Origin of the sequence: Paenibacillus foliorum (genome assembly GCF_013141765.1) — a bacterium.
In the GTDB taxonomy this organism is placed as follows: Bacteria; Bacillota; Bacilli; order Paenibacillales; family NBRC-103111; genus Paenibacillus_S; species Paenibacillus_S foliorum.
In genome coordinates this window covers 1-22,756 of record NZ_WHOD01000087.1, presented here as the reverse complement: position 1 = coordinate 22,756, position 22,756 = coordinate 1, and the positions used below count along the sequence as shown (strand labels likewise).

Genomic DNA, 22,756 nt, shown 5'->3' with positions numbered 1-22,756 from the left:
TCACTGCCCTTCCCGCGAAGATTGTTGATCCTGTTGTTGCTGTTGCTGCTGTTGCTGCTGTTGTTGCTGTTGCTGTTGCTGCTGAACAGGTACCTGTGTATTAGCGTTTGAACCTCCATCAGGCCTACTCAATACTACCCGTTTGCGCGTTTCCGCAAACATCTTGCCCGGATTCATTATGTTATCCGGATCGAATGCCAGCTTCAACCGTTTCATAATATCTATGCCAGAGGCTCCGACCTTCCATTCAAGATACGGCGCTTTTACCAATCCAACACCGTGCTCTCCAGTTATCGTACCTCCCAAACTAAGTGCAACCTCAAATATTTCATCAAAAGCTTGTTCCACCCGGTGCAGTTCCTCTGGGTTCCTGGCATCTGTCATTGCCGTTGGATGCAGGTTGCCGTCGCCGGCATGCCCGAACGTACAAATCTGAACATCGAATTTAGCAGCTACACGTTGAACCTCCTGTACCATCTCAGCTAGCTTCGATCTCGGAACTGTGGCGTCCTCAAGAATGGTCGTCGGACGCAGCCTCGACAAGGCAGCCAATGCGCTGCGTCTTGCTTCCATTACTTTTGCGCCTTCCTCAGGGGTTGCTGCTACTTTTACTTCGATAGCCCCCTCACGGCGGCAAATTTCCTCAATAAGCAGCAAATCCCGCTCCACAATGGTTTCATCACCATCCTGCTCTATGGCTAGCACAGCTTCTGCATCAACGGGCAGACCGATTCTTGCAAAATCCTCAACCACACGTATCGTAGCTTTATCCATAAATTCAAGCGTACAGGGGGTGATTCGGTTAGCAATGATCTGAGAAACAGATCGCGCAGCTGAAGAAAGATCGCTATAAATAGCAAGCATAGACCTACGAAATACGGGCTTAGGAACAAGCTTAACTGTTGCCTCTGTCATTATCGCCAGTGTCCCGCCGGAACCTACAAGCAGCTTGGTCAAATCATAGCCAGCTACATCTTTAACCAGCTTCCCGCCTGTACGAAGGATATCTCCGTTCGCCAGCACCGCTTCAAGCCCAATCACATAATCCTTCGTAGTTCCGTACTTAAGCCCACGAAGCCCTCCCGCTCCAAGCGCAATATTCCCGCCCATCGTGCAAATAATCATACTCCCAGGATCGGGTGGGTAAAATAGCCCTGTTTGCTCCACTGCCGTATGGAATTGCTTCGTATTCAATCCTGTCTGAAATGTCGCGGTCAGGTTATCTTGATCGATCTCAATCAGACGGTTCATCCGTGTCATAACAAGGACAAGTCCTCCTTGCATCGGAACGACACCCGCACAAAGATTGCTGCCTGCTCCGCGTCCGATCACAGGAATTTTATGCTCAGCGCATATCTTCATGATACCGGACACCTCCTCAGTCGAGGCAGGAAACACAACGCCATCCGGCATTGCTTGGTACAACGGCGTAGCATCATAGCTATAGGAAACCAAAGTTTCCGTGTCGTCCTTAAACCATTTATCGCCTACAATTGATTGCATACGTTCACGGACATTTTGTGGCAGCACTTGGATAGTATCCCCTTTCATCTTGTTTCTGGATTGTATATAAGATATGAATCAGCTATAATTTAGATCAGGTCATCTGATGACTTTATTATAAAAGTGTAATTTGCTATCTGTCAATCAAAAACAGAAGGCTACTGAAGGAAGTGATCCATGTGATAATTCGAAAAGCCTACGAAATTGCTGCCGAGGCCATTCTTGAACGAATTCAAAAAAGCGAATGGCCGGTAGGTACTCGGCTCCCCTCCGTTGAACAGCTAGCCCTATTGTTAAATGTAGGCCGATCAACCATCCGCGAAGCATTAATGTCTTTGAAGGCTCATGGTTGGGTCGACGTAAGACACGGCGGCGGGACCTTTGTATTAAAAGACAAAGAATCCGAGCAGCTATGGCAAGCTCCTGAAATTACCGATATCCAGCAGCTTCGCGCATGGCTTGAATTAAGATTTATGCTGGAAACAGAAAGCGCAGGTTTAGCTGCCATCCGCAGAAATGAGTCCAATTTGCAAGAACTGCACACTATAATAGATGAAATGACCACACTGCAGGATGAGGATTTATTGGAAAAATCCGATATTCGCTTTCACATAGCTGTAGCCGAAGCCGCTCAGAATCATCTGCTTGTTAGTACCCTACAGTCGTTGTTCCAATCGATGGGATCTGTAATGCGTGAAAGCCGCAGGCTGTGGCTGTTTGCCGAGCAAACTGAGGCAGCTCGCTTGTCTGAAGAACATCGGCAAATTGTCGAAGCCATTCAAATAGGCCATGCTGATTTAGCCAAAGAACGAATGGCCTCCCATCTTCGTAAAGTAGAGCAGGTGCTGCATAAGCTCTAGGTCAAGCAAACTATCCTTTCATATTCAAAAATGTTCAAAAAATCAATCCCCTATTGAACTCTCACCTAAGCAAAAAAATAGACCAGCAGCAGCCTTAAGCAGCCTGCACGGGTCTATTTCTTTTTTTCCTTTTGCACACGTTTATTCACACTTCTCTAGCCTCTTAACAAAACGATATCCCGTTATCTCATACCCCAGCTCTTGATAAAATAGATGAGCCTCCTCCTTACGTCCGAAGCCGCTAATTAAGTAGGTGCCTTTGCAGCCCAGATCTATCGCCATTTGCTCAGCAAATAGCATTAAGGCTCTCCCAATCCCGGACCTTTTTGCCGCTGCATCCACCACAATAATACAAATTTCCCCATAACGGCTGACCTCACGGATATTTTCACGTACGCGAAATACTAATGTTCCCAGAACGCATCCTTCTTGTTCGTATATGTAAATCGTATCGCTTAGGCTCTGTTCCGTCATCCTCAGCCTGTCTTGCATATCATCATAGGAAATAGCCTCTTCACTTAATTGAAACATGAGCTTGCACAGCATGGGAGTATCCTCAGCAACTGCCTTACGGATACATTGGCTTGAATCTGCGGCTCGGCTCATCGCCGAATCGGTATCCTTATATTTACCTTGATCCATGTGATGACTCCTCTCGGTATTATTAAACCACCTGCCCTTTGGCTCTTTTCATTTCCGGTAAATGCTCGGGCTGGTTATCGATTCGGCTTCCGTCCTCCAAACGAATCCATGTATCGAACCCGGCTGCCCCTTCGTTTAAGCGAATAATACGCGCCCCCCTCTGCATCGTTTCCTTCCCATAGGAGTTAAACCCTGTTGCTCTTCCGTAGCACAGCCTAATCCCATGTAATTGCCCGTGATAATCGTTGATATGGTCATGTCCTGTAAATGTTCCCATCACATTACCTTTTTCCAGCATCGCTGTAAAAAATCCCGAATTCACCTTCGGGCATCCGACTCCTTCTTCTTTCAAACCAAAGCAGGTTTCATTGTTCCACATTTCTTCGTATTCAGGCACAGGTATATGAAAAAAAGCAAGCGATGGGACAGGCTGCCCTCCATTCCCTTCTGCAAAAGCATCCGCCTGCCTCGCAAACCATTCAATTTGATCACGATGAATCCAATCATAGCCCTTAAGAAGGGGTGCAGCATAATCACCTGAATCAAGCGCATACAAAATTACTGCAGCCTTACCTTCGCTGCTTAAGATTGGGATGGTATAATTTCCAATTCCATGCAATTCCTCAGGACCTGCTTCCGATAAGCAGGTTGGATGCTCCAGCTGTACCTGCAGCAGCTCTGATTTCGATGTTCGATACTCAGCATCATGATTGCCAAACACTGCAGCCCAAGGAATTCGTCTGTCACTCACAATAGAAATAGCGTCATGAAAGGATTGCTTAGGATCAAGGCAATACTCACTTTCAATCGTATCTCCTGTAAAGAACACCAGATCGGGCTGCTCCAAATCAAGCACAATCTGCATTAACTGGGCTGTCCTTTGGTCAGCTGCCTCTCCATTTTTCCAATGCAGATCCGTAAATTGTACGATTGTAAATGTCCCGTCTGAGTTGTAGTTAAGCGAATTTCCTGATTTCATACTAACTCCCCCTTTTTTCCAATTGCTACTTTCAATTTACCAGATGAACGTGTACTGTTGCTATAGAAGTTTATCGTGTATTCATAAGTAAAACTGATGAGAGAACCTGAAAGGAATCCATTATGAATCTTCATGCGTTACGAGTTTTCCATTCTGTTGCGTTGTTCGGCAGTGTAACGAAGGCAGCAAATGAACTGCATATCAGCCAACCGGCTGTTACCTTACAACTCCGTAATTTAGAAAAAGAGCTTGGAGTTCACCTCGTTGTCCCGCATGGGCGGGGAATTGCTCTAACCTATGCGGGTGAAGAATTGGAAAAGCTGTCTCATAAGCTGTTTGCCGTTGAACGTGAGATTACAGCTAGAATGGAAGAAATCGTCACAGGGATACGAGGAGAGCTCATAATTGCCGCCACCTATCTTCCTGCCAACAAGCTGCTTCCCAAATGGATAGCTGCATTCAAGAAAGCACATGAGCATGTGAGCATCAAATTAATCACCTTAAATACAAGAGATGCAATCGACAAGCTAAGTAAACATGAAGCAGATGTCGCAGTTATCGGAGGTGGTTGGGAAATCCCCGGAATTCGTTGGGAGCATCTGGGAGATGATGAATTATGGTTTATTGTACATCCCGGTCACCCCTTGGCTGAACAGGAAATCTCCTTACAGGAAATGATGAATGAAACGTTTGTGATACGTGAAGAAGGCAGTTCTACGAGGGAACGGTTTCTCTCCATGTGCCGGACTTATAATGTTAATCAACCCAAAATCGGCATGCAATTCAGTGGCCTCAATGAAACTATAACCGCGGTAATGGCCGGCTACGGAGCAAACCTGATTTCAGCGATGGCCGTGCAGGATTATATCCAGAGAGGCGAGGTCGCCCGTGTTTATGTCAAACATGTGGATCTTCAGAGACCTATCGCAATTTGTACGTTAGAAGACAATGTACCGACGCCGATTACGCAGCAATTCATAGAATTTATCCGTCAAAACCTTACTGTTGTCTGATTACACAAAAATCCCCCGATCGCCCTTATTCAGGATACAGTCGAGGGTTAAAAAAAGCCTGCATTACATTGCTTATACGTCTGATTGCTTCGAATAATTACGCTTAATTTGGTTTCTCCATCTGTTCCTTGATCAGATGAGCCAGCAAAGCGCAGCGTAAGGAGATGCTATCCAACTCCACATATTCATCAAGCGCATGGGCGCCATGACCCACAGCCCCCAATCCGTCCAAGGTCGGAATGTTCAGCGCCGCAGTGAAATTGCCGTCGCTGGCCCCGCCAGTCGCGGTCTCCTGCAGGGAAAAGCCCAATTCGTCTGCTATCGCCTGCGCGCTGGCAAACAGCTTGCGGCTCATTGCCTGTTCCATCGGCGGGCGGATAATTCCGCCCCGCACTTGCAGCTTAGTGTTAGCCAAGACAGGTGAAGCATTCAGAATATGCTGGCTAAGCCGCTCCGCTTCATCCATCGACTCGATTCGAAGGTCAAGCTCAGCCCGTGCTTGACCGCTTACCACATTGACAGCCGTGCCTCCTGAAGCAATGCCCACATTAACCGTCGAGCCTTTTTCGTAGTCCGTCAATCCTTGCAAATACAGTATTTGATGGGCTAGCTCTTCCAGCGCATTAACGCCTTCGCTGTGGTTAATCCCAGAGTGAGCGGAAACGCCCTCAATCTCCAAGGCAAATCTGCCAACCCCCTTGCGTGAGGTTTTCAGCTTCCCTGAGGGGCCTAAGGCAGGCTCCAATACAAAGACAGCTTCGCTTTTCAGAGCCTCTTCTTCAATCCACTTTCTAGATGAGGGACTGCCTACCTCTTCATCCGTGTTGATGAACAGCACAATATTTTTAGTAAGCGTGTATCGGGAAATAACCGCGTGCATAGCATACAATCCCTGCAGCAGACCACATTTCATATCGAAAATTCCCGGTCCGTACAAGCGCTGTCCCTCTTTCCTGAAAGGACGTTTCACCGTTTCACCTTCAGGCCAAACCGTATCGATATGCGTCATCAGCAAAATTTGCCCTGACCCTGACCCTTCACCCAACCGCAACTTCACTTGATTACCATATTTCTCTTGGGGAATCCATTCAACAGAGCCACCCATCAGCTCCTGAAAACGAGTGATAACAAACTGCATCGCCTGATCCACCCGTTCTTTGCTGCTTGTTGGAGTATCCAAATTAACCAGATGCTCCAAATCCGACAACAAAGCTTCCTGCTGCCCTTGTACAAACTCCAATAATTTACTCATGAGGTCTCACCTACCTTATACGTTCTTAGCGAACCAATCCGCTACTGCCTCCAACCGGGCTATGCGCTGCTGAGGTCGACCCGATGAAGCCATCGCATGAGAAGCACCTGGGAACCGGATAAACTCCACGTCTTTGCCAAGTCGTTTCAAGGCCATAAACCACTGCTCTCCCTGCTCGACAGGACACCTGTGATCCTGTTCGCCATGGAGGATCAACACCGGGGTGGTTACTTGCTCAGCATATCTTATCGGTGAACGATCCATGATGTGTTCTTCATCGTTCCAAAGATCGGATTGGCCGCCCAGCTCGTACAGATTAATCTGAAACCCAAGATCGCTGTTACCTATTTTACTGTACAAATTACAAATCGACCGTTCGGTCACGGCTGCTGTGAACCTGTGATCATGGCCTATCAACCAGTTGACTAAATAGCCCCCATAGCTGCCTCCCATTACATAGAGAGGTTCGTCAGCCACTGATCCATCGGATGCAGATGCCGATTCTAGGAACCCAATAATATCCTGAACATCCTTGCCACCCCACTCCCCGACAATCCCGTAGGAGAAAGCTTGCCCATAGCCGTAGCTGCCTCTCGGATTACAAAACACAATTCGATACCCTCGGCTGGCAAGGTACCAGAAGTCATAATGGAATGAATGGCCGTAAGCCAGATGCGGCCCCCCATGAATCATTAGAATGGTACCCGCTCGGGGATTGGCATCCTTATTCGTCAGCTCCATCGTCCATCCCTGAATAGTTAATCCATCCGGGGTTTCATGAAAATGTTCTTGGATTTCCACCGAAGGCACGTCCTTCTGCAGCTCCTCGTTGTAACGGGTAATTCGTTCCATCTGAATGAGATTATGATCCTCCCACACCGCACGGTACAGCTCTCCCGGCTGATCCATGGCATCACCAACAAATACAACTGCAATTCCCCGCTCATCGCAGTATTCAACTGCAAATGCAAGGACATTCAACGATAGTGAAAGAGCGGTAACCTGGGAAGTAGAGGTATCCAATCGGTAAATCGACTGTCTGCCTTCATTCGTTCCAGAAAATAAAATAAACCCGCTCTCCGCATGATGCACTACTGTCGTATTTAAGCCTGTACGCTTGCTGTCGCCTATAACATGGTAGCCCAGCGGCACATCGACATTCCCCTGCAGCCAGGACTCCCTCTCACCCGGTTCCAATTGGAACCATTGGTCGAATTCGGCGCTGTTGGGTGTATGCTTCTTCCCCGCGCCGAGCAAGGATCCATTCGGCAGCGGTACAAGCGCCGAGACCGATTTCACATTTGGCGTTATCACAGAGGTTGAGCTGTTTGCCCTGTCCCGCACATGAACTTGGGGATTTTTGACAAGGTCAAGCCCGTCTGGATAATCTATTGTGTAATATAGGCTTCTTCCGTCTGCCGAAAAAGCAGGGTTCCCATGATCCGATTCTAGAGTAGTTATTCGGGACACTCCAGACGTTTCCACATCCACTTCAAACAGGTGGGTGTACCCATTTGTCATCCCTTCTCCATCCAGCTTATACCGGATTCTTTTTACCGTATAAGCCGTTGTATTGATCTCATTCTCTCGGCTTGTAAATACGATAGTTTGGCCATCAGGGGCCCATAAGAACTCCTTCACTTTCCGTTTGGGCGTGAGTGCATAAACATCTCCGGTTGATGGTCGGTACAGCCAAAGCTCATCGTTCGCTCCTACCTTGCGTATAAAAGCCAGCAGGTCGCCAGCAGGCGACCATCTAGGACTTTGATCCGAGGGCAATTCCCCTTCTTGCGGCACCGCAAATAGAACAGTCTCCGTATGCGTACTCGTATTCCAAACGACCAGCTGACTACTATAAGTATCCTGTTCTATCTCCATTTTTCCCTTGGCCAGCACCACCTTCTCCCGCTCCAGGGGGTGAACGCTCGGCGCCCCAAGGAGCGTAAGACGAGCTAGATCTGTTGATTGCAGCATGTCGATATTCAGCTCCTTTTACTTCTCTGATAGTAGTTAAATGTCCGCCCGCTCACGCGGTTCTACGGATTAACCAAATGGCAGGCCACCCAGTGATTCGGTTCCGCCTCTCGCCATTCAGGCTCCACCTGCCGACATTGCTCTTCCGCCCAAGGACAGCGGGTATGAAAGCGGCAGCCTGCAGGCGGATTGAGCGGACTCGGCAGTTCGCCACGCAGCGTAATCTTCTCTCGCTGCCGCTGCAATTTCGGATTCGGAATAGGAATAGCGCTCATTAGCGCCTGTGTATACGGATGCAGCGGCTTTTGAAAGATCGATGTTTTGCTTCCCAGCTCGACCATTTTTCCAAGATACATAACACCGACTCGGTCACTTACATGACGAACGACAGACAAATCATGCGAGATGAACAAATAGGTGAGATTAAGATCCTTCTGAAGCTGACCGAACAGATTTACGATTTGTGATTGTACGGAGACATCCAAAGCCGATACGGGTTCATCGCATACGATAAATTTGGGCCGCAAAGCGATTGCCCTGGCAATGACAATACGCTGGCGCTGCCCCCCAGAAAATTCATGCGGGTATTTCTCCAGGCTGGCTTGAGGCAAGCCAACCATCTCTAGCAGCTGCTTAGCCTGCTGCACCTCCAGCCCTGGATACAGATCATGAATGTGAAAAGGTTCCGCCAAAATATCGCGGATTTTCATTCTGACGTTCAGAGATGAATAAGGGTCCTGAAAAACAATCTGCATGTCCTTCCTCAACCGCCTAAGCTCTTCCCCCTGAAGAGTGGACAGGTCCTGTCCGTTGTACCATGTTTTCCCTTCCGTAGGGCGTTCCAAATAAAGCACCGCGCGGCCTGTCGTCGATTTGCCGCAGCCGCTTTCTCCTACAAGGCCTAGCGTTTCGCCCGCGGCCAGCTCAAAGCTTACTCCATCCACCGCTTTGACCACAGAGGAACGACCCATCCCAAACAGCTTGGACGATTGTGTATAGTGCTTCTTTATATGGTCCACAACGATCAGGGGAGTTGCCCCAGTCCCTTCTCGATTTCTGGTTTGACTCATTTAAACTCCCCCTCTACCGGGTTCCAGCAAGCTACAGCATGCCCCCGCTGATCCGCAATCAGCTCTGGATTTTGCTCCCTGCAAAGGTCCGTTGCAAAAGCGCAGCGCGGATGAAAGGGGCAGCCGTTCGGCAAGTTTTTCAGATCGGGTACGCTGCCTGGAATGGTGCTCAGCTCCTCATCTGCGTCACCGGTTAAATCGGGAATGCTATTCAGCAATCCTACTGTATATGGGTGGCGCGGTGACTCGATTAAGTCGTCAACGGCGGCGAGCTCCATCAACTGTCCCGCATACATTACGGCAACCCGGTCAGCTGCGTCTGCAATGACGCCCATATCATGAGTAATCAGCAGAATCGACGTACCGTAATCCCGCTTAATGTCTTTTAAAAGATCCAAAATTTGCGATTGAATGGTAACATCCAAGGCCGTTGTCGGCTCGTCCGCGATAATCATTTTAGGACTACAGGCCAATGCCATCGCAATCATAACCCGCTGCCTCATCCCTCCTGACAGCTCGAACGGATATTGCCGAAAGCGGACTTCCGGCTCCGAGATGCCTACCGATTTCAGCAGGTCGATGACCTTTCTCTTACGCTCTGATTTGCCCATTTTTTTGTGCAAAATAAATAATTCTTCGATTTGCCGCCCCACCGGGATCAAGGGATTCAAGGCTGTCATCGGTTCCTGAAAAATCATCGAGACCGTGTTGCCGCGAATGCCCCGCATCCCTGATTCTGGCATATTTTTCAGCGATACACCCTCCAGCTCAATGTCTCCATGGTCAAAACGGGCATTGGCTGGAAGCAGCTTCATTAGGGATAAAACCGTAAGGCTTTTGCCGCTGCCGCTCTCCCCGACAAGGCCCAGGATTTCACCTTTTTTCAACTGTAAAGAAACATTCCGAAGGGCCGTTACCGAACCCGAGGACTGCTGAAAGGATAAGGATAGCTTATCGATTTTCATGATGGTGGAGGAGTCCTTACCGCTTGCGGCTGTCTCCATTCGGACGGTCATGGTGTACGCCCTCCTAGTGTCTCGCGAAATTGCCCTGCATATTGCTTGGCATGATACTCGGCAACCTCGCCACAGGTGGCCCACCATACGTCCGGATCATTTTTTAGCTGGGAAAGCAGCCGTTCCAACGCAATAATACGCGATCCCCTTCCGCTGATCCAGCAGTGAACCGTCAGCAGAAAAAGTCCGCCATACCGCTTGATCCCCTCGAACTCCTGCTGCCATGTATCGATTACCGTATTCGGATTTAAGGGTGGATTCCCCGCCCCGCCTCCCGTGTAACGGTAAAAGATGGCGTCATCGAGCAGCCACTGAACAGGCACTTCGGGCAGCCCCTCGATCCAATACGGATGATCATATCCCATCATGGAGCTGTCGTAAGGGATGCCGTGACGCTGCAGCAGCTCAAAGGTGTCTGCCGTCATTTCCCAGGAGGGTGAGCGAAAGCCCATCGTTCTCGGACCGATGACTTTCTCCAAGGCCTGCTTTCCCCGGATAATACTTTCTTCCACCTGCTCCTTGCTCAGTTCATCCACACGTTCGTGCAGATACCCGTGCAGCCCGATTTCATGCCCCTCTTTGGCGATTGCCTCCACCGCCGCTGGATACTTCTCGGCAATAACCCCGGGAATAAAGAAGCTAGAGCGGATATCCAGGCGGGACAGCATCTCCAGGATTCGGTAAATCCCTTGACGGGGTCCAAAGGCTCTTTGCTCCAGCTCTCCAAGCGTATTCGGCTGTGTATGGCGGGAGCGCCACAAGTAAGGGGTCTCGCCGTCGAAATCAATACTGAAGGCCGCGACACAGCGCTTCCCATCCGGCCATGCATAAGTAGCATTCATCATCTTAGGCCTGCTTTCCGGCTTGGGGCTTGGGCGATTTGAACGTGCCAGCCGTACGCCCGCCATCTACCGTTAACGTAGATCCAGTTATGAAAGAAGCAGCCTCGGAGCATAAGTATAAAATAGCCGTAGGAGCATCCTGTGGACCTGAAGTGCGGCCGAGTGGAATTTGCGTAAGCATATTTTGCACATAGTCCTCTGAGAGCTCGCTTACCTCACTGCCTGGGGCAAAGCCCGGAGCTACAGCATTCACCCGAATTTGGTATGGAGCGAGCTCCAGCGCGAAGGAACGGGTCAGCATGGATAAGGCTGCTTTACCCGTAGAGTAATGCCCACCGCCGATTTGATTGCTAAGCGCTGCGCCGGAGCTGATATTGATGATCGAGCCCGGCTTGCCGTCCTTGATCATCTGCTGTGCAAGCAGCTGCGTCAACAGAAATGGAGCCGTGACGTTTACTCCAATTGAAGTATTCCAATCTTTCACATTCATTTCCAGAAGCCTGTGCCTTTGATAAATACCGGCATTGTTGATCAAAATATCAGCCGAAGACCATTCCTGCTCAACAAATTCAGCTAATTCAACGATGGATGCTTCCTGCGCCAAGTCGGTCGTATGGAACAACAGCTCCACATTTTTCAACAGCGGATCCTCTCTCATCGCCCTCAATTCTTTATCACGAATGTCGGATAAGATCAGCTTGGCCCCTTGGGAAGCAAAGGCCTGTGCGATCCAAGTGCCGAATATGCCCGCTGCTCCTGTGATGACAACCTTTTTACCTATAAATGTTCCTTCAAAATGCAATACGATCACCTCGAGGTTTATCTTTTTTGATTTTTCGGATCCAACCGATCCCTGACATAATCTCCAATCATATTGATTGAGATTACGATGAGAAAGATGGCAATGCCCGGGAACGTTGCGAGCCACCAAGCCGTCGAAACGTACTGCTGTCCGACAGACAGCATCGAGCCCCAGCTCGGATTAGGCGGCTGAACTCCCAAACCAATGAACGATAGTGAAGCTTCGAATATAATCATGAGTCCAACTTCCAGTGTAGCGACTACCACCAGCGGTGGAATCACTTCAGGTAAAATATGTCGGATAAGCAGCCGGCCCGGACGGGCGCCCAATGCGGCGGTTGCCTTTACAAAATCCTTGTTCACCGTAGAAAGTGTCGTGCTTTGAGTAACACGGGCATATCTAGGCCATCGAGCGAGACCAAGGACGATAATCAGGTTTAATAAACTGGGCCCCAGCACCGCAACGGTCAAAATAGCCAGCAAAAAAAAGGGGATGGACAGCAATATATCTGCCACACGCATGATAAGAGCGCCTGCCCAATTTCTATAGAATCCAGCCAGCATTCCCAAAAAGCCACCTATGATGCCGGATATAAAAACAGCGGTCACCGATACGAACAAAGAAACCCGGGCTCCGTAAATTAGCCGGCTGTACACATCTCTGCCCAATTCATCCGTCCCGAGGAAATAGGAGGATCCGTCCGGCCCCACAAAACCCGGTGCTTTTAAACGGATCGAAAGTGCCGTCAGCGTAGGATCATGCTTCGCAAACCATCCCGGCATGAGAGCAATGAGGACGAACAGCAAGAGAATGATGGCAAAAGGAACGATGGATATCGGACCCAGCCTCCACAGTCTGGCCTTTGCCTGCTGTATCCGAGAAATCGTTGGAGCTTGCTGCTCCGGTGTAGATAATATGCTCATTGTGATGTTTCTCTCCCCAGCTTGATTCTTGGGTCTACCCATCCATACACCAAGTCGGTCATCAGGTTAATGAAAATATAGACCGAGGCCCCCAGCACAACGACAGCCTGAACTAACGGGAAATCCCTGGCTGCTATGGACTGAATAGTCAGCTGCCCCAATCCGGGCCATGCGAAAATCGTCTCGGTAACTACTGAGCCGCCCAATAAATTGGCACATTCCAAGCCAAGTATGGTGATGATCGGAATGGAGGCGTTCCGCAGCAAATGCCGGTACAGCAGCCGCGGAACTCCCACTCCTTTCGAGCGTGCCGTCCTCACATAATCCTGCCCCAGCTGCTCCAGCACGCTGGAGCGAGTCATTCGCGCTACTGTTGCGATAGACAGCGAAGCCAAAGTAATCGCGGGAAGAATAAGCGACTGGAGATTTTCCGCCCCGGAGGAAGGCAGCCAGCGCAGCTTGACCGCAAGCAGCATAATGAGAAGTATGCCTGTCCAGAAGGCAGGCATACTTTGTCCAACCAGAATGAAAGGCATGCACACTTTTTCAACCCAAGTGCCTTTGTAAATCGCCGTGATCATTCCCATAGGCACTCCAATGATTACAGTAAGAATAAGTGCAGACATCGCCAAGTCGATCGTATAAGGAATCCGGTCCATCATAATGTCCATAACCGGCATTTTTTGAACGTAGGAATAGCCCAGATTTCCGGTTAAGATCTGCTGCAGAAAGCTCAGATACTGAAGACCCACGGGCTGATCCAGCCCGAGTGCGTGACGAAGCACAGCAATGTCTTCAGCGGTTGCATTTTGAGGGACCATCAGCAGGACAGGATCCCCGGTTAAACGCAGGATGAAAAAAATGATGGTGGCTACACCAAACACTGAAACCAGAGCTTGGATGATTCGCTGTCCTACATAAAGCATGTGCGATCCCTCCTAAGCCTTGTTATTTCGCCCATTTCATGTCCTTAACAAAGAAGTTCTCCTGCGGATCCGGCTGCCACTGCAATTGCTTGGAAGCTCCATATAAAGCATAAGCCTGATACAATCCGATACCCGGCACATCCTGCTGAAGCACATTTAACGCTTTTTTATAATTGTCCGTCCGCACAGCATCATCTGTTGTAGTTCTTGCTGCATCTACCGCCTGGTCAAACGTAGGGTTGGTATAGCTGCTCCAAATCGTTCCCGTACGGAACAAAGGAAGAATAGTGCCGTCCGCGTCCATGCATGCGCAAGACCAAATGCCCATGCGGATGCTGCCCCATTTGCGGGCAGGGTCCTGCACCTTTTTCAAATAAGTGGCTTGATCCGTACTGACAATGTTGACCTTGATGCCGATTTTATCGAGATCTCCTTGAACCGCTTGGACGATTCGCTGGTCAAAAGAAGGAGATGTTGCAAAATCAAGTGTAATACCGTTGGCATGACCCGCTTCCTTCAACAAAGCCTTAGCTTTCTCAGGATTGTAGGTGTAGCCAGGAATGCTTGTATCATAGCCGAATGAGAGCGGCGTCAGCACCTGAGTAACCGGCTTGCCATAGCCGTGAAGAAGCGAAGTAATCAACGAATCATAGTTAATTCCGTAAGCAATTGCCTGGTTAACCTGGCTCGACTTGGTTGGCGTATCGCCTACCATGTTGAACGCCAGATAAGCTACGCGCTCAGTCGGTGTGGAGAATATCTGAAGCTCTGATTTTCTCTTGATGTTGTCTACATCATCTGGGCTAATAGCGGACGCGAAATCGGCCTTACCCGACTGCAAGTCGGCTACACGGCTCGCCGGATTGGAAACGAAGCGATACTCAACTGCGGGAATTTCCGGCTTCCCGCCCCAATAGCCAGCGTTGGCCTTCAATGTAATCTGTGTTCCCTTCGCCCAGCTTTCAAATTGGTAAGCACCACTGCCTACGGGATTTAGGTTAAACTGATCGTTCCCTTTTTCCTTCACATATTTTTGTGGAACTATGCTCAAATTGACCAGCTGTGTCAGCAGAGTTGGACTCGGTTTATCTGTCGTAATTTTGAGCTCGCTGCCCTCAGCTTTAGCTGCAGTAATCATATTGAAGTTGGCATACTGCGGACTGCGGAAATCTTTGTCCAGAATACGTTGAATACTGAATGCAACGTCCTCTGCTGTTAGTGCATCGCCATTGTGGAACTTAATATCGCCACGGATTTTGAACGTCCAGGCCGTCGGCGAGTCCTGCTTCCACGATTCGGCTACCCATGGTACAAAATTGTTCGTTTTGGCATCACGATGAATCAGATTATCGAAGATGTTCCGGTACACCGAATAGCTGTCAAAGTTATATTGAAGCCCAGGGTCCAGGTTCGACGACTCATTAGCGAGATCGACCACCAGCTTGCGGCTTTCCGCTTGGGTTCCGGCTTGCGGCTTCTGTTCGTTATTGGCCGCCTGCTTGTTGGCTACACTGCACCCAACCAGAGTGATAATCAAAAATAAGCTGAAAATAAAAGTCGTGCTTTTCAATAAAGGTTTCATAGCCATCCTCCAGTATAATTACTAAAATAAATTAAAAGCTTAATTAGGGTGCAGCATGGTGTCTGCACGAATTTTTTGCAAATAGCTGTAAACGGTAAATCTTGAAACTCCGAGCGCTCCGGCCACATATTCGGTAGATCCCTTGATCAGGAACGTCCCCTTTTGCTCCAATAGCCGTACGCATTCAATCTTTTCATCCGTTTCCAGCAGCGACGGCGCCTTGTTAAAGCCCTTAAGCACTTGGCTCACCAAGTTGGCAATCACCTCCTGCACGGAAGAATAAAAGTTTTCCTTGTCCGTTTCTTCATGCTCGAATTGAACCAGCTGCTGCAGTTGATTGTTTATAGTGATCAAGTGGCTGACATTCAGATTGATGCACATCGCACCGATAACCTTGCCCACGGGATCTCTAAGAAAAACCGTGGAAGATTTAAGCACATACCCGTTGGCTGATACCGTCTTATAGTTGGCTATATCCTTGATTTCCTTATCGGGCTTCTTCAATTCCTGCAAAACTAGATCCGTAATTGGCGCTCCAACTTTCCGCTCCGTTATGGTTCCCGCCAAATAAATCAAAGACTGCTCCAGGTTAGAAAGATCATGAATCGCAACTTCACATTCGTTCCCTAGCATTTTCACCAGCATATCCGCAGTCCTAATGGCTTGGTCGAAAATGGATTGCTGTATATGGTTCATGTGATCCTTCCTTTTTCCTTATCCTCTTGTCATCCGTTCTCCAGGCTCCAGTACTGGGACTTCCACCTGAACGGTTTCAGGATATTTAATTCCACTGCCCGTATTTAGTGCAATGACGGTTTCGCCCGCTTTAATCCAGCCGCTTTCCCTAAGCTTGCGTGCCGCCGAGAATGTCGCCGCGCCTTCAGGGCATACGAATACCCCTTCCAAACGAGCGATTTGCTCCTGCTCCTTCAGCAGTGCAGCATCATCAATGGCAATCGCGCAGCCATCGGTTTTGTAAATGGCTTCGAGTACAAGAAAGTCGCCCAGCGCTTTAGGTACGTTGATGCCGAAGGCTATAGTCGTCGAATCCTCCCAAAATTGGGAGTCAGGCTTACCCTCTTCCCATGCCTTTACGATCGGGGCGCAGCCCTCAGCCTGAACGGCGACCAAACGCGGGAGCTTGTCTTCGATCCAGCCTAATTCGACCAGCTCCTTCAGCGCTTTATATATCCCGATTAGCCCAACACCGCCGCCTGTAGGATAAAGGATCACGTCAGGAACCTTCCAATTTAGCTGCTCTACAATCTCCAGTCCCATCGTTTTCTTGCCTTCAATCCGGTAAGGCTCCTTCAAAGTGGATGCATCGAACAAATAATCGTATTCCTTAACGGCTTGTCCTACTATTTTTCCCGCATCGCTGATCAGACCGTTCACCAGATTCAGATTGGCACCCGAAATCGCACACTCATTACGAGTAATGACCGGGGCTTCAACCGGCATCACGATAGAAGCTTTAATGCCGGCTCTAGCGGCATACAATGCCCAAGCTGCACCAGCATTGCCGTTGGTAGGCATAGCCAGCTCCTGCACCGCCAGCTCCTTGGCCTTGGAGACACCGACAGCTGCCCCGCGCGCCTTAAAGCTGCCTGTAGGTATAATACCTTCATCCTTCATCCAGAGATGGTCAATTCCCATAGTCGAACCGATTCGATCCATCCGTAATAGCGGAGTCAACCCTTCGCCCAGCGTCACGATATTCCCCGGATCTACAATGGGAAGAAGCTCATGGTATCTCCATAGATCGTTGGAGCGTCCAACAAGACTTGCCGGTGTCCAATGTTTTTTAAGCTCCTGCAGATCGTAATCGACCAATAATGGGGAACCGCATGTACATAATTGCTGGATTTCGTCAGCCCGGTACTCCTTTTGGCATTTGGGACAATGTAGATGGCTAATAAAACTGAATTCCATAAATGCAACCTTCCTCTTTAGGTGTAATTAGTTCTCACAAATTTTTATCAGCTACAATTTTTTTGTAATCAAAATGAGCAGTTACCTTCTAGAAAAAATAAAAAGCTCTAATTCACCTGTTGCATACAGGTTGAACTAGAGCCTTCGGTGGTCCGATCAGCTTTATTCTATTAATCTAGTAGGAATACTCAGTTATCTTGAAAAACAATTTAGCATGGAAAATATATGATTGTCAACATAAATTACAAAAATATTGGATCAACCACAATTTTTTAATAGATACAGGCTAGTTTACTCTTATTTGATTACACAAAAATCCCTCGATCGCCTTATTCAGGTAACGGTCGAGGGATTAGAATTAATTGCTAATTGGTATAATCATCGATTATGCTGCAGCCTTGCATGAAGCGTACTGGCTTGCCAGGTGTTTGAAGCGGCGATAACGGATAAAACGTATTGCCTTCACATTCATCGCAGGTGCTTTTGTGGCACTCTGACTGTTCCTCCAGCAGAGTACCGCACTGCGTACATCGTTTTGCAGCATACAATTCAAAAGGATTCATCGGTTCAACAGCCAAAGTTCAACACTCCTTTGATAGCATAATCTGTTACAATAACAGTTCAATAAATATGTTATTATTATATAACAGTTAAGGCACAAATGCGAGCGCTATCAATAAAATTTTCCAGTTTATCATCTGGTTTTTTTCAACACAAAAAAACCTGGCCGAAAGCCAGGCTGTTACCTAACCCTATACAATTATGTGAAGGGAAAATTCCTTCGCTTATCAAATTTCAGTTGAATGGTCAACGTTTGGTAATACAATCTTAATCTGTGTACCCTTATTTAATTCACTTTCAATCTGCATGGTTCCATGGTGCGCTTCAATGATTTTATGGCATACCATGATCCCTAGACCTGTTCCCGTCTCCTTTGTCGTAAAGAAAGGCTCCCCTATCCTTGTAAGGATTTCTTCCGGAATTCCAGTACCATCATCGAAAAATTGAATGCCTATACTATCTTCCGTACAGGTCATCCGAATTTCTATGTTCCCCCCACTAGGCATTGCTTCTATAGCATTTTTAAGAATATTAATAAAAACTTGCTTCAATTGATCTTGATTGCAAATACAAATGACATTTTCTATGAGGTTATACCTGATCTCCACCTTACTCATGATAGCTTGCATTTCCATGAATTGAATAACATCATCGATGATTTTATACAGATCATGCTGTTGAAGCTCTACGTTTTGCGGTTTGGCGATTACCATAAACTCATTGACGATCTGATTAATTCGCTCCAGCTCTACCTGCATCAGATCGATGTAGGCATCGTTTCTTTTACCTGCTTTTAGCAGTTGGGTAAATCCTTTTAAGGTAGTAAGCGGGTTTCTGATTTCATGGGCTACGCCTGCCGCTAATTGTCCGACAATTGAAAGCTTTTCAGAACGTATAATCATTTCTTCTGTCCGTTTTCGCTCCGTGATATCTCTAAATACAGTTTGAATTAATGGTACATTCAAATGCTTATATACATAAACAGAGCTTCCCTCAGCCTCGACAACTTCATTATTCAAAGTAATTAGCTTAGCTTGAGCCAAGCTCAATTGAGCATCCGTTTCCTTCACAAGCAGCATTGTTTCTCTAAAGGCATCCTGACAATCCGGATGGAAGAAGCTTAATAAAGACTTTCCAATCAATTCCTCGCGACTTTCCGCACCTAGAAGCTTGAGGGCTGCATCATTAGCATAAACGATCAATTCCCCATCGTGAGCAATTGCCGGCTCCGGAGATAGCTTCAAGAGCATTTGGTATCTGCGATCACTTTCACGAAGTGTTTCTTCTGCTATTTTGCGGTCTCTAACATCATTGCACAGAAATTGTACCGCTTTTTTGCCTGAATACTTAATGGGTACGCCCCGTGCTTCAATATCAAGGATACTTCCATCCAGCCGAACCATTCTGAGTTCAATCGTATTAGAGGGATTGCTCTCTGTTAGCAAATGCTTTATCTCCACGCAAAAAGAATCCACCGAGTCTGAATGAACAAATTGGTTCACTGGTTTGCCGATGAGCTCACTAGCTATAGTGGCTGCAAGCAGATTAATTGCGGCCCCATTCACAAATAATATGCTGTAGTCCTCTCCATAGACGATAATTGGAGCAGGAGATAGCTCAACCAAATGCCTAAACCGTTCCTCACTTTCTTGCAATGCTATTTCCGTTCGTTTCCGCTCGGTTATATCCACACAGGAACCAATCACCTCAACAACGATACCATCCTGAATAATTGGCCTTAATGAACTAATAAATGTGATCCCATTAAAGCTTCCTTCAAAGATCACATTTTCCATTTCATTAATCGCACTTTTATAGTGAACTAAAAAGTCTAGCGTCTCTTTTCCATCTAATATATCCCATACATTTTTGCCAATAATTTGTTCAGGTCTCATTCCAAATCGGTACAGCAGCTCTCCATCGCATAAGGTTAATATGTATTGATCATTTATTCTTTTATATTTAAAGATGAGCCCTTGCTGCTCACGTATTGTTGTGGCCAGTTCTTCCTGCGCTAAGCGCAAATTTTGTTCTATCGTCCTTCTTTGTGTAATATCTCTCTCGACTCCAACAAAACCGACGATATTTTCAACCGAGTCCTTTAATGGAGAAACCGTCACACTTACCGGAAAAATGCTCCCGTCTCTTCTGAGCTTGTAGGTTTCGAAATCACAAACTATTTTCCCGCTTGAAACCTCTGCATGTATCTGCTTAGCTTCCTCCAGCAAGAAATCCGGGACCATAGGCATAACCTTACCTACAAGTTCTTCTTGCTTCCACCCATGCAATTTCTCAAAGGCTTCATTAATCTGAAGTACGCATCCTTGTCTGTCGACAATCACAATTCCATCAGAGGTATTCTCAACTACGGAATGGAGAAGATGCTTAACTGTCCTCAATTCTTCTTCCGTTTTTCTTTGAGAGAAAATCTCTCTAAACATAATGAGCTGTGCAGGCTCGCCATGAAAAATCGTAGGCAGACGAATCGTTTCCACCTCAACGGTAACTTCTTTAGTTCGAATGACTAATCGTTCTACTGCATAGGAAATCTTATCTGCTATTTCTTGCTCAGCAAATAGTTCAGAAATGAATTTACCTGTATATTCCTCTGGACTGAAACCATTCATCATATGGACAAAAGCAGTATTAACATATAACACTGTACTTTCATCGTGGATCATGATTGGCTCGGCAGAGCCATCCAAAAGATTACGATTACATAACTCATAACCGGAGAGCATTTTCTGTTTCCTCAATGCTTCTCTAACTTTTAGCAAGTTAATTCCTTTTCCGCTGATCCTCATATATGTCTATCACCTATACAGTATAGTATTTTTTATATTTTCTTTACTATACTACAATAAATAGCAGATATTCATTATGTTTTTTCGAAACCTCAGTAAATACATTAGAAAACCAGCATTTTAACAATAACCAATAGCGCCAGATGTGCTGGATAAAACGACAACCATAGCCAGCGCGGAACCGAAATCCTCATTTCGAGCTTTGTTCCAAACGCTAACCAAGCGGTGGATATGAGACTGAAATGCTGATACAATACTCCTTCGCTCAACCAATAATACATGTTCAACAAGAAATGAAGAGGTACGGACAAGTTCGAAGAAACATAACGGTATATAAGTATGAGTAATAGAGCATAAAGGCCATAATCGGCAGGAATCCAAATCAGTATCGCTGTGGAGGCGCATAGAACCAATGTTTTCCCTATTTTTGATCCGAATCGATCAAGCAAATACAACGTCATTATACAAATAAAAAAGGTCCCAATAACGTTGACTTTCCATATATTAAAAGCCATTATAAATGGCAGTTCCGAAATAAGTGCCAACAGCCCTATTCTACGGATATAGCCTTTAACGTCCCCAGAATGCAGATAGCCTTGTACAATACCGAATGCATAGAGAGGGAAAGATATTCTGCCAATTATACGCAATCCCCACTGCTCTGGAAACCATACAACCCCCATATGGTCTATAAGCATCGTCAGCATCGCAACAATTTGTAGAAGCTCTCGCTGCATGCCTAACGGCTTGGTATTTAATAACGGTCTCTCCCACCCATTCGCAAATCCACTCATCTATTGACTTCCTTTATGACGATTTCCGGGCAACCTAAGAGATTTGTCTGTGCTTTTCTATAACGGGTCACAGCATCTGCTCCTCTGCGCATTTTTTGGGATTGTACAAGGTTAAACAATTGGGTTGCCCCATGATTCGTTAAAGATAAGGTCCTTAAGAGCTCTTCTTTTCTCCCAATTCGCTGACTCTAAAATTGGCATCGATGGATAATGTTCTGTATACCCAACTGACAGCAAGGCTATTGGTTCAATATGCGGAGGAATTCCCAAGATATCTCGAATATCACTTTTTTTATAAAAGCTAACCCATCCCATTGCTAAACCCTCAGCTGTAGCCGCTAACCACATATTTTGTATGGCACAAGCAGTAGATAGCATATCGGTTTCCGGGATAGAATTGCGTCCCAAAACATGAGAACCGCCGCGTGTGGGGTCGCACGTGATACATATAGTTAGCGGTGCCTGCTTTATCCCTTCAATCTTAAGACTTAGAAACTCATCTTGCCGTGCCCCTTCATAATGAATGGCTAATGCCCGTCTCTCTTTGTCTGCCGCCCAAGCCAAGCGCTCTTTACCTTTATCATCGGAAATTAATATAAAATTCCATGGTTGCATGAATCCTACCGAAGGCCCATGGTGTGCTGCATTTAACAATTTCATTAACGTCTCTTCCGGTATAGCATCCGATAAAAATGTTCTTACATCCCTTCTTGTATAAATGATCTTGTACAATGCTTCCTTTTCTTGTTCAGTAAACATCCTCTCACCCCGATGCATTAGAATAATTATATAGCTGCGTGTAAACATTATATTTAGTACACCCATATATGGAGGTCATTTCAAAATGAATAAACAACGTGCAAAAGAAATTGCTTCTTCAGCTGTTATGGCTAATGTAACATTTGACGGAGTTTCGGTCTATAGTTCTATACTAGTACGGGATTAGGCGGCTTATAAGAATAACAGTATTATCGAAAAGATTAAGGGCTGCCGGAGCAGCCCTTTTATTTATATATATATTACATTACCAGCTTCTTTGAACTCCTCAAATTTATCCTTCACCCTTTTGTGATCTGAGGAGGGTACGATGTATATTGTGAAGGAATTCCTACTAGTTTTGCAATTTTGACAACCAGTTCTTGCTGAGAAATAATCATTTGATATATTTCGTCATATCGTGTGTTCAGTGAATCTGCTGTGGCCATTAATTCACTTTTGATGTCTTGCTCTACAATATCAGTTACTTTTTCTGTAAGTGTCTGCATAACGCTACGCAGTTCC

Annotated in this window: 22 protein-coding genes; 3 read left to right on the top strand and 19 right to left on the bottom strand. The window is 46.8% G+C overall.

The window, feature by feature from the left end; translation table 11 throughout:
* A complete protein-coding gene (locus GC093_RS22625) occupies positions 1 to 1,503 on the bottom strand; it encodes an FAD-linked oxidase C-terminal domain-containing protein (RefSeq protein WP_376768675.1) in 1,503 nt (500 codons plus the stop codon).
* Between the two features lie 179 nt (positions 1,504 to 1,682).
* On the opposite strand from GC093_RS22625, the gene GC093_RS22620 reads away from it, so the two are divergent.
* Positions 1,683 to 2,363 (top strand): FadR/GntR family transcriptional regulator, encoded by a 681-nt coding sequence (locus tag GC093_RS22620; RefSeq protein ID WP_312886596.1) that lies wholly within the window; start codon positions 1,683 to 1,685, stop codon positions 2,361 to 2,363.
* Between the two features lie 141 nt (positions 2,364 to 2,504).
* On the opposite strand, the gene GC093_RS22615 is transcribed toward GC093_RS22620, so the two are convergent.
* Together GC093_RS22615 and GC093_RS22610 are read right to left on the bottom strand one after the other, a co-directional pair.
* The gene (locus GC093_RS22615) at positions 2,505 to 2,969 is read right to left on the bottom strand and encodes a GNAT family N-acetyltransferase (RefSeq protein ID WP_171654409.1); all 465 of its coding nucleotides are present in this window, start codon (positions 2,967 to 2,969) and stop codon (positions 2,505 to 2,507) included.
* Between the two features lie 58 nt (positions 2,970 to 3,027).
* The gene (locus GC093_RS22610) at positions 3,028 to 3,984 is read right to left on the bottom strand and encodes a metallophosphoesterase family protein (RefSeq protein WP_171654178.1); all 957 of its coding nucleotides are present in this window, start codon (positions 3,982 to 3,984) and stop codon (positions 3,028 to 3,030) included.
* Positions 3,985 to 4,106: 122 nt separating this feature from the next.
* Here GC093_RS22610 and GC093_RS22605 point away from each other — a divergent pair, with 122 nt between their 5' ends.
* Entirely contained in the window at positions 4,107 to 4,997 is an 891-nt protein-coding gene (locus GC093_RS22605; RefSeq protein ID WP_171654177.1) for a LysR family transcriptional regulator, read from the top strand.
* Positions 4,998 to 5,100: 103 nt separating this feature from the next.
* On the opposite strand, the gene GC093_RS22600 is transcribed toward GC093_RS22605, so the two are convergent.
* The 15 genes from GC093_RS22600 to bluB form a co-directional block, all read right to left on the bottom strand.
* Positions 5,101 to 6,249, bottom strand: coding sequence for a M20 family metallopeptidase (locus tag GC093_RS22600; protein ID WP_171654176.1), 1,149 nt, complete (start codon positions 6,247 to 6,249; stop codon positions 5,101 to 5,103).
* A 15-nt stretch (positions 6,250 to 6,264) separates the two neighbouring features.
* A complete protein-coding gene (locus GC093_RS22595; RefSeq protein ID WP_171654175.1) occupies positions 6,265 to 8,223 on the bottom strand; it encodes a S9 family peptidase in 1,959 nt (652 codons plus the stop codon).
* A 62-nt stretch (positions 8,224 to 8,285) separates the two neighbouring features.
* Entirely contained in the window at positions 8,286 to 9,293 is a 1,008-nt protein-coding gene (locus GC093_RS22590) for an ABC transporter ATP-binding protein (RefSeq protein ID WP_171654174.1), read from the bottom strand.
* Positions 9,290 to 10,309 (bottom strand): ABC transporter ATP-binding protein, encoded by a 1,020-nt coding sequence (locus tag GC093_RS22585; protein ID WP_246315079.1) that lies wholly within the window; start codon positions 10,307 to 10,309, stop codon positions 9,290 to 9,292. The genes GC093_RS22590 and GC093_RS22585 overlap by 4 nt, the downstream gene beginning before the upstream one ends.
* Positions 10,306 to 11,154, bottom strand: a complete 849-nt coding sequence (locus GC093_RS22580; protein ID WP_216624768.1) for a polysaccharide deacetylase family protein — start codon at positions 11,152 to 11,154, stop codon at positions 10,306 to 10,308. Before GC093_RS22580 ends, GC093_RS22585 begins: the two co-directional genes overlap by 4 nt.
* 1 nt (position 11,155) lies before the next feature.
* A complete protein-coding gene (locus GC093_RS22575; RefSeq protein WP_216624767.1) occupies positions 11,156 to 11,962 on the bottom strand; it encodes an SDR family NAD(P)-dependent oxidoreductase in 807 nt (268 codons plus the stop codon).
* A gap of 8 nt (positions 11,963 to 11,970) precedes the next feature.
* On the bottom strand, positions 11,971 to 12,876 hold the full coding sequence (locus GC093_RS22570) for an ABC transporter permease (protein ID WP_171654172.1): 906 nt from the start codon (positions 12,874 to 12,876) through the stop codon (positions 11,971 to 11,973).
* Entirely contained in the window at positions 12,873 to 13,802 is a 930-nt protein-coding gene (locus GC093_RS22565; RefSeq protein ID WP_171654171.1) for an ABC transporter permease, read from the bottom strand. The genes GC093_RS22570 and GC093_RS22565 overlap by 4 nt, the downstream gene beginning before the upstream one ends.
* A gap of 22 nt (positions 13,803 to 13,824) precedes the next feature.
* On the bottom strand, positions 13,825 to 15,384 hold the full coding sequence (locus GC093_RS22560; protein WP_171654170.1) for an ABC transporter substrate-binding protein: 1,560 nt from the start codon (positions 15,382 to 15,384) through the stop codon (positions 13,825 to 13,827).
* Between the two features lie 39 nt (positions 15,385 to 15,423).
* Positions 15,424 to 16,080 carry a helix-turn-helix transcriptional regulator gene (locus GC093_RS22555; RefSeq protein WP_171654169.1) on the bottom strand — a complete coding sequence of 219 codons (657 nt, stop codon included), beginning with the start codon at positions 16,078 to 16,080 and terminating at the stop codon, positions 15,424 to 15,426.
* An 18-nt stretch (positions 16,081 to 16,098) separates the two neighbouring features.
* Entirely contained in the window at positions 16,099 to 17,316 is a 1,218-nt protein-coding gene (locus tag GC093_RS22550) for a threonine synthase (RefSeq protein WP_171654168.1), read from the bottom strand.
* 365 nt (positions 17,317 to 17,681) lie between these two features.
* Positions 17,682 to 17,894, bottom strand: a complete 213-nt coding sequence (gene yhfH / locus GC093_RS22545) for a protein YhfH (RefSeq protein ID WP_246315077.1) — start codon at positions 17,892 to 17,894, stop codon at positions 17,682 to 17,684.
* 210 nt (positions 17,895 to 18,104) lie between these two features.
* Positions 18,105 to 20,633 carry a PAS domain S-box protein gene (locus GC093_RS22540; protein WP_171654167.1) on the bottom strand — a complete coding sequence of 843 codons (2,529 nt, stop codon included), beginning with the start codon at positions 20,631 to 20,633 and terminating at the stop codon, positions 18,105 to 18,107.
* Positions 20,634 to 20,785: 152 nt separating this feature from the next.
* Positions 20,786 to 21,475: a TraX family protein gene (locus GC093_RS22535; RefSeq protein WP_171654166.1), complete on the bottom strand. Its 690-nt coding sequence runs from the start codon at positions 21,473 to 21,475 to the stop codon at positions 20,786 to 20,788.
* A gap of 111 nt (positions 21,476 to 21,586) precedes the next feature.
* Positions 21,587 to 22,234, bottom strand: coding sequence for a 5,6-dimethylbenzimidazole synthase (gene bluB / locus GC093_RS22530; RefSeq protein ID WP_171654165.1), 648 nt, complete (start codon positions 22,232 to 22,234; stop codon positions 21,587 to 21,589).
* An 85-nt stretch (positions 22,235 to 22,319) separates the two neighbouring features.
* Here bluB and GC093_RS22525 point away from each other — a divergent pair, with 85 nt between their 5' ends.
* Positions 22,320 to 22,421 (top strand): small, acid-soluble spore protein, H family, encoded by a 102-nt coding sequence (locus GC093_RS22525; RefSeq protein WP_171654164.1) that lies wholly within the window; start codon positions 22,320 to 22,322, stop codon positions 22,419 to 22,421.
* Between the two features lie 112 nt (positions 22,422 to 22,533).
* Here the strand turns inward: GC093_RS22525 and GC093_RS35540 are convergent.
* A partial coding sequence (locus GC093_RS35540; protein ID WP_216624766.1) for a hypothetical protein occupies positions 22,534 to 22,756 on the bottom strand: 223 nt, incomplete at its 5' end.